11 protein-coding genes and 1 tRNA gene are annotated in these 11,681 nt (G+C 67.0%); 10 read left to right on the forward strand and 2 right to left on the reverse strand.

The annotated features are described in order from the left end of the window. Positions 1-151 precede the first annotated feature (151 nt). A complete protein-coding gene (rpe, locus tag L0D17_RS06145) occupies positions 152-820 on the forward strand; it encodes a ribulose-phosphate 3-epimerase (RefSeq protein WP_243094453.1) in 669 nt (222 codons plus the stop codon). After that, positions 801-1,724, forward strand: a complete 924-nt coding sequence (fba, locus tag L0D17_RS06150) for a class II fructose-1,6-bisphosphate aldolase (RefSeq protein ID WP_243094454.1) — start codon at positions 801-803, stop codon at positions 1,722-1,724. Before rpe ends, fba begins: the two co-directional genes overlap by 20 nt. Before the next feature lie 41 nt (positions 1,725-1,765). Here fba and L0D17_RS06155 read toward each other — a convergent pair. Then, positions 1,766-1,842 (reverse strand) — tRNA-Pro (locus tag L0D17_RS06155). A 56-nt stretch (positions 1,843-1,898) separates the two neighbouring features. On the opposite strand from L0D17_RS06155, the gene L0D17_RS06160 reads away from it, so the two are divergent. The 5 genes from L0D17_RS06160 to L0D17_RS06180 are packed head-to-tail and all read left to right on the forward strand — an operon-like array spanning position 1,899 to position 7,271. Next, on the forward strand, positions 1,899-2,216 hold the full coding sequence (locus L0D17_RS06160; protein WP_126165181.1) for a cupin domain-containing protein: 318 nt from the start codon (positions 1,899-1,901) through the stop codon (positions 2,214-2,216). A 43-nt stretch (positions 2,217-2,259) separates the two neighbouring features. After that, positions 2,260-4,431: an ATP-binding protein gene (locus L0D17_RS06165; protein ID WP_243094455.1), complete on the forward strand. Its 2,172-nt coding sequence runs from the start codon at positions 2,260-2,262 to the stop codon at positions 4,429-4,431. Positions 4,432-4,481: 50 nt separating this feature from the next. After that, the gene (locus tag L0D17_RS06170; protein ID WP_126165183.1) at positions 4,482-4,841 is read left to right on the forward strand and encodes a response regulator transcription factor; all 360 of its coding nucleotides are present in this window, start codon (positions 4,482-4,484) and stop codon (positions 4,839-4,841) included. After that, entirely contained in the window at positions 4,825-5,964 is a 1,140-nt protein-coding gene (locus tag L0D17_RS13535; protein ID WP_126165184.1) for a HEAT repeat domain-containing protein, read from the forward strand. The genes L0D17_RS06170 and L0D17_RS13535 overlap by 17 nt, the downstream gene beginning before the upstream one ends. Next, positions 5,961-7,271 carry a glycosyltransferase family 2 protein gene (locus tag L0D17_RS06180; protein ID WP_243094456.1) on the forward strand — a complete coding sequence of 437 codons (1,311 nt, stop codon included), beginning with the start codon at positions 5,961-5,963 and terminating at the stop codon, positions 7,269-7,271. Before L0D17_RS13535 ends, L0D17_RS06180 begins: the two co-directional genes overlap by 4 nt. 81 nt (positions 7,272-7,352) lie before the next feature. Here L0D17_RS06180 and L0D17_RS06185 read toward each other — a convergent pair whose 3' ends face one another. Further along, the gene (locus tag L0D17_RS06185) at positions 7,353-8,519 is read right to left on the reverse strand and encodes an MFS transporter (protein ID WP_243094457.1); all 1,167 of its coding nucleotides are present in this window, start codon (positions 8,517-8,519) and stop codon (positions 7,353-7,355) included. A 36-nt stretch (positions 8,520-8,555) separates the two neighbouring features. On the opposite strand from L0D17_RS06185, the gene L0D17_RS06190 reads away from it, so the two are divergent. From L0D17_RS06190 to L0D17_RS06200, 3 genes are read left to right on the forward strand one after another with little or no spacing between them, the layout of a single operon-like run. Further along, positions 8,556-9,410, forward strand: coding sequence for an NAD(P)H-dependent flavin oxidoreductase (locus L0D17_RS06190; RefSeq protein WP_039455943.1), 855 nt, complete (start codon positions 8,556-8,558; stop codon positions 9,408-9,410). 37 nt (positions 9,411-9,447) lie between these two features. Further along, positions 9,448-11,157: an FAD-dependent oxidoreductase gene (locus L0D17_RS06195; RefSeq protein WP_243094458.1), complete on the forward strand. Its 1,710-nt coding sequence runs from the start codon at positions 9,448-9,450 to the stop codon at positions 11,155-11,157. Between the two features lie 9 nt (positions 11,158-11,166). Next, on the forward strand, positions 11,167-11,661 hold the full coding sequence (locus L0D17_RS06200; protein WP_039455946.1) for a DJ-1/PfpI family protein: 495 nt from the start codon (positions 11,167-11,169) through the stop codon (positions 11,659-11,661). Positions 11,662-11,681 lie beyond the last annotated feature (20 nt).

The raw sequence follows: 11,681 nt of genomic DNA on the forward strand, positions 1-11,681 counted from the left end.
TCTCTCCCTTCTCCCGCCCCCTCCGGGGTACAAGGCAATTTACTAGGCAAGCCCCCCTGGCGTTGACCCAGCTCATCATCGCTTACTATCTGGTTAAGATGCGGGAGCTGGCCATTGAGCGGGGACACCTGCGTGTGGCCTAGGGGAAGCGATGCTGAAGTTTGCGCCCTCCATCCTCACGGCGGACCTGGCGAGGCTGAAGGAGGTGGTCCAGGAAGCTGAAGCGGCGGGAGTGGACTGGATCCACCTGGATGTAATGGATGGGGTCTTCGTCCCGAACCTCACCTTTGGCCCCATCCTGGTGGAGGCGGTGCGCCGGGTCACCTCTTTACCTTTGGACGTCCACCTCATGATCGTGAACCCCGAGCGCTACCTCGAGGACTTCGCCCGGGCGGGGGCGGACCACATCACCGTTCACTTTGAGGCCACCTATCATCCCCACCGGGCGGTGCAACGGGTGAAGGAGCTGGGGAAGAAGGCGGGGCTCGCCATCAATCCCGGGACTCCCCTCGAGGCCTTTGAACCCCTTCTTCCCGAACTGGACCTGGCCCTCCTCATGAGCGTGAACCCGGGGTTTGGCGGGCAGAAGTACATCCCCACCGCCACGGGGCGGCTTCAGCGGCTTCGTGCCATGCGGGACCAGCTAAACCCAGCCTGCCTCCTGGTGGTGGATGGGGGGGTGAACCGGGATACGGTGAGGGAAGTCTACCAAGCGGGCGCCGACGTGGCGGTGGCCGGGAGTGCCCTTTTCAACGGGCGGCCCGTGGTGGAAAACCTAAAAGCGCTTAAGGAGGTTTTGTATGCCCTTGGTGGTGGGTAAGGAAGTTTTGGACAAGGCACGGCGCGAGGGGTACGCCGTGCCCAGCTTCAACACCAACAACCTGGAGATCACCCAGGCAATTTTGGAGGTGGCGGAAGAGCTCAAGGCCCCGGTCTTCATCCAGGTTTCCGATGGCGCCCGCAAGTACGCGGGCATGGAAAACCTGGCCAACCTGGTCAAGGACATGGCGAGCCGGGTGCGGGTGCCCGTGGTCCTCCACCTGGACCACGGGGCCGATTTCGCCATGGTCATGCAGGCCCTGCGGGCTGGGTTCACCAGCGTCATGATTGACGCCAGCCACCACCCTCTTGAAGAAAACGTCCGGGAAACCAGGAAGGTGGTGGAGGCGGCCCATGCGGTGGGGGTGAGCGTGGAGGCGGAGCTGGGCCGGCTCCAGGGCATTGAGGACAACGTGCAGGTTTCCGAGGCGGAGGCCTTTCTCACCGATCCGGAGGAGGCGGAGCGCTTCGTGGCGGAAACGGGAATAGACTACCTTGCCATCGCCATCGGCACGAGCCACGGGGCCTACAAGGGCAAGGGCCGTCCCTACATTGACCACCGGCGCTTGCAGGAAATCGCCAGGCGGGTTTCCTTGCCCTTGGTCCTTCACGGGGCCAGTGGGGTTCCCGCCTGGCTCAAGGAAAAGCTGTTGGCCACCGGGGCCGAGGTGAAAGAGGCCACGGGCATCCACGACGAGGACATCCAGAAGGCCATCCCCAACGGCATCGCCAAGATCAACATTGACACCGACCTGCGCCTGGCCATGACCCTGGGCATCCGCGAGGTGGTGGTGGGGAGCCCCAGAGAGTTTGACCCGCGGAAGATTATCGGCAAGGGCCGGGACTACCTGAAGCAGGTTATACGGGAAAAGTTCCAACTAATGAGGACTGTGGGGCGGGCTTAGGAGGGAAAAGCTGGGGGCCCCGCCTAAAGGCGGGGCCCTTTTGGTCGGGGAGGCCGGATTTGAACCGACGACCACACGCACCCCAAGCGTGTGCGCTACCAGGCTGCGCTACTCCCCGGCGCGCAAGGGTTAGTGTAGTCCCCCAAAGGTGCCTCGTCAAGTAGACTGGGCCCCATGGAGATCCGCGACCTTAAGCGCCTGGCCCGCTTTAGCCAGGAGAAAATGGCCAAGATCCCGGTGTTTGACTCGCCCTACATGTTCTACGACCTGTACGCCCTCCTTCCCGGCCAGGCCCAGAAGGTGCACGCCCACGAGGGGGCGGACAAGGTCTACTGCGTCTTGGAGGGGGAGGTGGTGGTGCAGGTGGGGGAGGAGGAGGCCCTTTTGGCGCCGGGGATGGCGGCCTTGGCCGAGGCGGGTAAGCCCCACGGGGTGCGGAACGAGTCGGCGAGCCCCGCCCTCCTCCTGGTGGTCATGGCCCCGAGGCCCTAAGGCTTTCACACCCCTTTCAAGCCTTAGGGGTAAGCTCAAGGCCATGCTCCAGGAGCGCCCTCCCGCCGACCTGGGCTTCTTGGCGGAGCTCCTTCGCCGCTACCCGGTGCGGGTGGTCTTCCGGGGGGAGGTGTTGCCCGAGCCGCCCTTGAAGGGGGAAAAGCTCTGGGAGGAGGGGGAGCTCGCCCTTTACTGGGAGGGGAGGCCTCCTTCCCGGGAGCTCCAGGAGGCCCTGCGCCTTCTCCTTAAGGCCTTTCGTCAGGTACTTGCCCTTCGCGAGCGGGAGCTGGCCCTACTCCGGGCCCAAGGGGAAAGCGAGCGGCTTCTTCGCCTCCTCCTTCACGAGATCAAGAACCCCTTGATGAGCATCTTGGGCGCCTTGGAGCTCGCCCGGGAAACCGAGGAGCTTCCTGAGGAGGCCAAGGAGCTTTTGGAGATCGCCGAGCGCTCTGCCCGGCGCATCCAGGACCTCCTGCAAAGGGCCCAGGAGTACCTGAGCCTGGGCCAAGGGGTGCGGCTTAAGGCGGAGCGGGTGGACCTAAAGGCCCTGCTCCTCCAGGCGGCGGAGGAGGTGCGGCCCCTGGCCCGCAGGAAGCGCCTGGCCTTGCGCCTGGCCCTGCCCAAGGGGGAGGCTTGGGTCTATGGGGATAGGGACTGGCTGTACCAGGCCCTTCTCAACGTCCTTAATAACGCCGTCAAGTACACCCCGGAAGGGGGGAGGGTGAGCGTGCGGCTCCTGCGGGGAAAGGACCGGTACGGCATCGCCGTGGCCGACACCGGGCCCGGCATTCCCGAGGGAGAGCAGGACAAGGTTTTTGAGCCCTTTTTCCGGGCCTCCACCAGGGGGGAGGTGGAGGGGACGGGGCTTGGGCTTGCCCTGGTGAAGCGGGTCCTCGAGGCCCACGGGGGGGAAGTGCGCCTAAAAAGCCGCCTGGGGCGGGGAAGCACCTTTCTCCTCCTCCTTCCCCGGCCCCGCCCCGGGCAGCGGGCCCCGGTGGGGCGGCTTTTATTGCTCCTGGTGGCGGTGATCGCCCTGGCCCGGCTTCCCATCTACCCCGCCCCCTTGGGCTCCCGGGCCTTTGGAGAGGTGCCGGGGGGAGAGGTGGTGCGCCTGAAGGGGCTTGAGCTCGCCTTCAGCCCCGATGCCCAAGGGGAGGCCCGACGCTGGCGGAGCCTTTGGGGCGGGGGGGAAAGGCTCCGCGTGGCCTTGGAAAAGGGCGCGGTGGAGGCGGTGCGGGAGGGAAACGCAAGCCTCGCCTTCGCCACCCCTGAGGGGGAGCTTAGGCCCACGGGCACCCACCTGCGCTTATCCCGCGAGGAGCGGGCCCGGGTCTCCCTCTATCGGGGCCGGCTTGCCCTGGGGCAGGAGAGCCTGCCCGCTGGGGAGGGTGCCCTTTTGGGCACGGGGGTGCGGAGGAAGCTCCTTCCCGCGCCCCTGGTGCGGCCGGTGCCGGGGGAAGGGGGCGAGGTGGTCTTCCGCTTCCTGGGCCCCGAGGGGGCCAGGGGGTTTTGGGTGGAGGTGCGAAGCGGGGAAAGGGTGGTCCTCTCGGCCCGGGCGGAAGGGGGGCTATTCCGCTACCTTCCCCAGGCAGACCGGGTGAGCCAGGTGCGGGCCTTCGCCCTGGACGAGGTGGGGCTTTTGGGCTACCCCTCGGACCCCGTGCCTTTCCGGGAACGGCATAGCTTTTTCCAAGGCAAAAGGCGCTTGCCCCAGGACCCCGTGGGGGCGGAGGCCTTCTTGAGGCGGGCGGTGGAGGCCTTCCCCGACGACGCGGAGGCCTTGGGGGAGCTCGCCTTCGCCCTCTACCTCCAAGGCCGTCACGCCGAGGCCAAGCCCCTTTACGAGCGGGCCTTGGCCCTTCTGGATAGCCCCGACATCCGGGTGCGCTACGGCCGCCTCCTTTACCACATGGGCCGCTACGCCGAGGCGGAGGAGAGCTACCGCCAGGTGCTGGCCCAAGACCCCGGCAACCTGGACGCCCGCTGGGGCCTCGCCGAGGTGGTGCTGGCCCTGGGGCGGGCCAAGGAGGCGGAGCTCCTCGCCCGGCAGGTGCTTTCCCTAAAGCCCGACTACCCCTTGGCCCGCTTCACCCTGGCCAAGGCCTTGGTGGAGCAGGGGAGAAGGGAGGAAGCGCTTTCCCTTCTGCGGGAAGAACTCCGCCACCACCCCGACCCGGAGGTGGCGGCCTTTCTCCGGCGGCTTGAGGGACCTTGACTTTCGCAGAGCTTTCACAGGGCCCAGGTAGGGTGGATGGGGGGAGAAGCATGCGCATTCTGCTAGTGGAGGACGACCCTGCGGTGGCCAAGATTTTGACCCTGGCCCTGAAGCGGGGAGGCCACGAGCCCACCGTGGCTTCGGACTACCCTAGCGCTAGGGGATTGCTTACCCGGGACTGGGACGCCGTGATCTTGGACCTCAATCTGCCGGGGGGTTCGGGCCTGGATCTTTTGCGGTATCTGCGGCAGGAGCTGAAAAAGAATACGCCGGTGGTGGTCCTTTCCGGGCTTAAGCAGGAAAAGACCGCCACCGAGGTGCTGGCCTTGGGAGCCCAGGCTTATCTCACCAAGCCCTTTAGCCCCGGGGAGCTGTTGCGGAGGCTGGAAGAGCATGTGGCGGCGTGGTGAGCGGCTCTACGCCCTTTTGGTGTTCCTGGTGGTGGTCCTGGAGGCCGTGGCCCTGGGGGGGCTTGGGGTGGCCCTTTCTGGCCGCTTGTGGGGGCTTTGGGGGTATGGGACTGCCCGCCGGGCCCTTTTTCAGGCGTTCCTCCTCACCGGGGTCAGCTTGTTTTTCCTTTCCGCGTACATTTTACTCTATCACGCCTACACCGAGGCCAAGGAGCTTCGGGACCGGAAGGCCTACGAGGACTGGCTTTCCCGCTTTACCCAAGCCCTTTTCGGCGAGGGGGCGTTGCCCCCACCGCCGTGGCCGAGGGTGGCCCTGGAGGCCCTTTTGCACCTGAGGGAGATGCTCCAAGGGGATCTGGCCGAGCGGGTGGAGGCTTGGCTGCGCCAGGCAAGGCCTTCCTGGGGGCGGATGCTCCGAAGCCGCTTCGCTTCCCGTCCCGCCCGGCTCGATGCCCTGGACGCCCTGGCCCAGGCGCGGCTTCCGGAAACCCTGGACCTCATCCTCCCCTATCTGGACCATCCCGACCCGGTGCTCCGGTTGGCGGCGGCGCGGGCTGGGGCCCGGGTGGCCCAGGGAGAGGGGCTTTTGGCCTTGGGGCGGGCTTACTTGCGGGCCCACCTCCCCCGGGGGGCGCTTTTGGAGGCCCTTCTCCTTCTGGAAGACCGGGCGGAGCCCGTGCTGGCCTTGCTCCTGGAGGAGGGGGGAAGGGAGGAACGCTGGGCGGCTTTGGAGGCCTTGGGCAGGCTGAAGCTCAGGAACTTGGCGTCGTCGGCGCTGGCCTTTTTGGAAGATCCAGACCCGGAGCTGAAGGCGGCTGCCATGCGGGCCCTCCTCCGGCTGGGCCATGCGCCTAAAGGGCACGAGGAGGTTCTCCTGGCCGCCCTCAAGGACGAGCGGGAGTTCTTGCGGGTGCACGCCGCTCGGCTCCTGGCCCTTTTGCAAAACGATCTGGCGCGGCGGGCGCTATGGCACGCCCTTTCTGACCCTTCCTTCTACGTGCGCCGGGCTGCAGCCGAAGGGCTCATGCGCCTGGACCCGGCGCTTCTGGCCCAGGCGGCCCATAAGCACCCCGACCCTTACGGGCGGGCCATGGCCCAGCAGCTTTTGCAGGAGGCGGCGTGAGGGTCTTAGCCTGGTTCCTTTTCGCCTACCAGGTGTCCGTCCTCTGGTACTTTGCCTTCCTCAACTTCCTCTACGCGCTCTTCGCCCTCTTTGGCCTGCGCATGGTGGCCCGCTACGCCCGGGAGCTTTCTGAGCTCGCCCTAAAGGACCTCCTGGAGCGGGAAGCGTACCTTCCCGTTTCCATCTTGGTGCCCACCTACAACGAGGAGAAAACCATCGCCGCCTCGGTGCGCTCCTTCCTCGCCCTCCACTACCCGGAGTTTGAGGTGATCGTGGTGGCGGACGGGCCCAAGGATAGGACCCTAGAGGTCCTGAAGGAAACCTTCCGCCTGGTGGAGGTGGACTGGGTTTACCGCCGAGTTCTTCCCAGCAAGCCGGTGCGGGCCATTTACCGCTCGCTTTCGCACCCCAACCTCTTAGTGGTGGACAAGGAAAACGGGGGCAAGGCGGACGCCTTAAACGCTGGGCTCAACCTGGCCCGCTATCCCCTTTTCTGCGCCGTGGACGCGGATAGCCTCCTGGACGCCCAGGCCCTCCTCCGGGCGAGCCGCCTCTTCTTGGAGGATGACCGAGTCTTGGCGGTGGGGGGAACCATCCGCCCCCTAAACGGCGCCGTGGTGCGGGAAGGGGTGGTGGAGGCCCTGCGGTTACCCCGGGGCTTCCTGGAAAAAATGCAGGTGATTGAGTACGCCCGGGCCTTCTTCCTGGGGCGGGCGGGGTGGAGCGCCATGGGGGCGCTTCTCATCATCTCGGGGGCCTTTGGCCTCTTCCGCCGGGAGGCGGCGCTAAGGGTGGGGGGCTACCGCACGGACACCGTGGGGGAGGACATGGAGCTGGTGGTGCGCCTCCACCGCCGGGCCCGGGAAGAGGGCCGGGACTACCGCATCCTCTACACCCCAGACCCCATCTGCTACACCGAGGTGCCCGCGGACCTGGCCACCTTGCGCAAGCAACGCAACCGCTGGCACCGAGGGCTTTGGGAGGTGCTTTGGGCCCATCGGGCCATGCTCTTCAACCCCCGGTATGGCCGTCTGGGCCTGGTGGCCATGCCCTACTTCTTTGTCTTTGAGGCGCTGGCCCCGGTGGTGGAGGTGCTGGGCTACCTCCTCTTGCCCGTTTTCTGGGCCCTTGGGCTTTTGCACCCCGAGTTTGCCCTTCTTTTCCTGCTCTTGGCCTTGGGGTATGGCGTTTTGCTTTCCCAGCTGGCGGTGGGGATGGAAACCCTGCTTTTGCAGCGCTACCCCAGGCTAGGGGACCGACTTGCGCTATTGGGACTTGCCGTCCTCGAGGCCCTGGGCTACCGCTAGCTCCTGGCCCTGGAGCGCTTTCTCGCCACCTTCCAGGTGTGGCGCAAGCGGGGGGAGTGGGGCGAGATGCGAAGGAAGGGCTTAGAGTCCCCGGAAGCGCAAGGCCACGAGAAGCCGTAAGCCCATGGAGGCGAGGATGGGCAGGTGGTAGGAGCTCGGGCCCAGGCTGGCGAGGCCTCCACCCAGGAGGCTTCCCGTGAGCCCTCCAAGTCCCATGGCCAACCAGAAAAGGGCCAGGTAGCCGTTTCGTGCCTCCTCAGGAGCCCGAGCCAAGGCAGCGTTCACCAAGGCGGTGCCGAGACCGCTCCAGGCCAAGGCGTCGGCCACGGCGGAAAGCCAGATGGGCCAGGGAAAGGCCGCCGTGCCCAAAAGCCAAAGGAGGGGCATGGCGGCCCCCACCATCCCCGCCCGGAAGACCACCACCCCGTGCCCCGCCCTGTCCGCCAGGCGGCCCCAAAGGGGCCCAAAGAGGAGCCCCGAGGTGGCGGAGATCAGGGTCCATAGCCCCACCTGGGTCATGGAAAACCCGCCCACCTTGACGAAGTAGGGTACCACGAAGGGCCCGCCCACCATCACCGCCCCGTACCAAAGGAAGACCAAGCCCAGGTAGTTTCGGTAGGCCCGGTCGCCCAAGGCGGCCCGCAAGGCGGCTTGGGGTGGGGGCGCGGGGGCCGGCGGGGGCTCGTGTTGCAGCCGCAGGACCAGGACCGACAAAAGCCCCGCCCCCACCCCGAGGAGGAGCACCGCCTGGTACCCCGTGGGAGGGGGAAGGGTGTCGGCCACCAGGCCCCCAAGGAGGTTCCCCAAGGTGCCCACCAGGCCCAAAAGGGCGTTCCTTAGGCCAAAGTAGCGGCCCCGCCTTTCTTGCGGCACCAGGTCCGCCATCCAGGAAAGCCAGAGCACCCCCACGGGGGCGGCCAAAAGCTGGGAGGCCCCGGCGAAGAGGAGGAGGGCCGGGATCCTAAGCCCCTCGGGCAGGAAGGGGGCCAGGAGGGCGGGCAAAAAGAGGAGGCGGGAGGCCAGGTTGAGGCGCACCGTCAACGCCCTGCGGCTTCCCCGCATAAATAGGGCTAAAGGAGCCGTGAGCTGGGCCAAAAAGGGCAGCGATCCCAGAAGGGCCAAGGCCAAGGGGGGTGCTCCCAGCGCCAGGGCGTAGCCCGTGACCAGGACCCCCGTGGTCCAGTAGAGGAACAAGACGGCCAGGGTTCCTTCCCAGATGGATAGCCGCAAGGAGCGCTCCGGTTCCACCCGCCCATTATCCTTGAACCGGGTAAAATCTCCCCCATGGAGACCGCCATCACGAGGATGCTGGGCATCCGCTATCCCATCGTGGCCGCGCCTATGTTCCTGGTTTCCGGGGCCAGGCTCCTTTTGGCCGTGGCCGAGGCGGGGGCCATTGGGGTCATCCCCAGCCTCAACTTCCGCACCCACGCCGCTTTCCGGGAGTTTTTGGAAACTTTCCCGCAAGGAGTCCCCTTCGGCGTGAACTTAATTCTTAAGAATAATCCCCGCCTCGAGGAGGACCTGGAAGCCGTGGCCGAGCGCAAGGTCCCCTTGGTGGTTACCTCTTTGGGGGACCCCACCCGGGTGGTGGAGAAGGTCAAGGCCTATGGGGGCGTGGTCTGGTGCGACGTGGTGGGCCTGCGGCACGGCCGGAAGGCGGTGGAGGCGGGGGCTGACGCCCTGGTGGCCGTGGCGGCGGGGGCGGGGGGGCACGCCGGAGGGGTGAGCCCCTTTGTCCTGGGGCCTTGGCTCAGGGAGGAGCTTGGGGTGCCCGTGCTCATCGCCGGTGGCATCGCCACGGGAAGGCAGGTTCTGGCCGCCTTGGCCCTGGGGGATGGGGCCTACATCGGCACCCGCTTCATCGCCACCTTGGAGTCGGAGGCGCCCTTGGAGTACAAGGAGGCCCTCCTGCGCGCCGCTCCAGAGGACATAGAGTACACCCCGGAGGTGACGGGGGTGCCCGCCAACTTCCTCAAGGAGTCCTTGGAGCGCTTCCGCCAGGGTGGGGGGAAGGCTTGGAAGGAGGTCTATTCCGCCGGGCACGGGGTGGCCTTCATCCGCGACATCCCCTCGGCCAAGGAGGTGGTGGCCCGCCTGGTGGCGGAGTACCAGGAGGCCAAGCGCGCGCTTCCGTAAGTTTTTGCCCATGGCTTCCCGGGCTTCTTTGCGGACCATGCCAAGGTGGATTGCCCTTTTGGTCCTCTTGGGCCTCGCTTGGGCCCAGTACGACCTGGTGGTGTACGGGGCCACCCCGCAAGGGGTGGCGGCGGCGGTGGCCGCGGCCCAGGAGGGGCTTAAGGTGGCCCTGGTGGAGCCGGGCCGGGGGGTGGGGGGTGTCCTCACCCAAGGGTGGCTGGCCACCTTAGACGTGGCCAAAGACGGGGAAGGGTTGCTCCAGGGGGGGCTTTTCCGGGAGTTTTACCGCCGGGTGGGGGGGGAGCCCTCCTTTGATGTGGAGCGAGCGGAAGAGGTCTTTTGGGACATGTTGCGCCAGTCGGGGGTGGAGGTGCGCTTGGAGGAGCCTTTAGACGGCGTGGAGGTGGAGGCACCCCGCCTCCTGGCCCTAAAGACCCCAAAGGCCACCTACCAGGCCCCCTACTTTCTGGATGCCAGCGACACCGCCGAGCTGGCCTTTCGCGCGGGGGCTTCCTTCACCCTGGGGCGGGAGGACACGGGGCTGGACCGCCGCCTTATGGCCGCCACCTTGGTTTTTCGCCTGGAGGGGGTGCCTTGGGGGGCGGTTTTCTTGGCTCTCAACTACGAGGGGCAGGTGCGGCGCACGGGGGCGGGGGCCTGGGGCCGGAGCGGTTGGGGCTTCGGCGAGCTGGTGCGGGGGTATACCCCCTCGGACCCCACCCGCTACGCCCTGAGGGGCCTCAACCTCTCCCGCCAGGACGACGGGAGCCTCTTGGTCAACGCCCTCCTCCTTTTCGGCCTCGAGAGCTTAGACCTCTTGGAGCTGGAACGGAGGCGGCAGGAAGCGGCCCTAGAGGCGGAGCGGGTGGTGGCCTTCCTGCGGGAGAAGGACCCCTTGCTCTTCGGCACCGCCCGCCTGGCCCAGGTGGCCCCTCTCCTTTACATCCGGGAAAGCCGCCACCTCAAGGCCCTTTACCGCCTGCGAGCCGAAGAGGTTCTCCTGGGCAAGGACTTTCCCGACGCCGTGGCCCTGGGCGGCTATCCCTTGGACGGCCAGGCCTACTTCCCTGGGGAAACCCCTTACCTCCTCGGGACCCCGGCGCCCTATGGGGTCCCCTTCCGCACCCTGGTGCCCCGGGAGGTGGCCAACCTGCTGGTGGTTTCCCAGGCGGCGGGGTTTGACAGCGTGGCCGCCTTTTCCGCCCGGGTGGTGCCCCTGCAGATGGCCTTGGGGGAGGCGGCGGGGGTGGCGGCGGCCCTGTTGCGCCTTGCACCCCAGGCGGGGCTGGAGCGGGTGCCCATGGGCACTTTCCAGGAGTTGGCCGCAAGCCCCAACGCCCTCGAGGCCCTGCGCAAGCGCCTCCTGGAGCGGGGTGGGCGGCTTTCCTCTCGGGAGAAGGGCCGGGCCGAGACGGACAGGCCCGGCTACCGGGAAGCGGTGAGCCTACTGAGGCGGGGGCTGTTCGCTGGGCCCTACTACCTCAAGGGCACCTTGGGGCTTTCGGAGCCCATTTTGCTCGGGGACTTCCTGGCTAACCTGGAGCACTATTACCGGGCCAAGGGCCCCGAGGAGCGGCTAAGGGTGGTCCTAAAGGCCCGAGAGCTCTACCGGGAGGAACTGCATAAGCCCTTGCGGCGCCCCCTCCTTAGCCAGATCCTGCAAGCGTTGGGAGAGTCCCCCCTTCCGGGGGAGGGGGGGGTGAGCCGGGGCGAGGCGGCAAAGCTCCTTTCCCGCCTTCTGCCATAATAGCCTAGGGTGCTGGCGGTTCTGCTCCTTCCCGAGTTTTCCGAGCTGGAGGCCGCCCTTGGCCTCGAGGCGGCCCGCCGCTTGGGGCTTCCCGCCTACACCGCGGCCAAGGGCAGGAAGGGCACGCCGGGGCTTGCCGGCTCCGTCTGGACCCCCACCTACGCCTTCCCGGCCGCTCCCAAGCCCACGGCCCTCCTCATCCCGGGGGCCAAAAGGCCCAAGCGCTTGGCCCAGGACCCGGCCTGGCTGGCCTTCTTGGAGGAGGTGTGGGAGGGCCTGGAGGCGGTGTTCGTGGGCTATAACGCCCACCTCTTTTTGGCGGAGGCGGGAAGGCTTCCCGAGGAGGTGGCGGCGGGGGAAGAGGTGGCCCAGGATCTGGTGCAGATGGGCTACCGGGTGAGAGAGGAAGGGTTCTGGAAGGTGGATAGGGTCTACACCTCCCATGGGGGCCTGGCCCTTCTTCGGGCCCTAGAAGACTGGGCCCAGAAAGCGGTTGTGCTTTGAGTTTGGACTAAGGTACACTA

This window comes from Thermus thalpophilus (assembly GCF_022760915.1).
Lineage (GTDB): Bacteria > Deinococcota > Deinococci > Deinococcales > Thermaceae > Thermus > Thermus thalpophilus.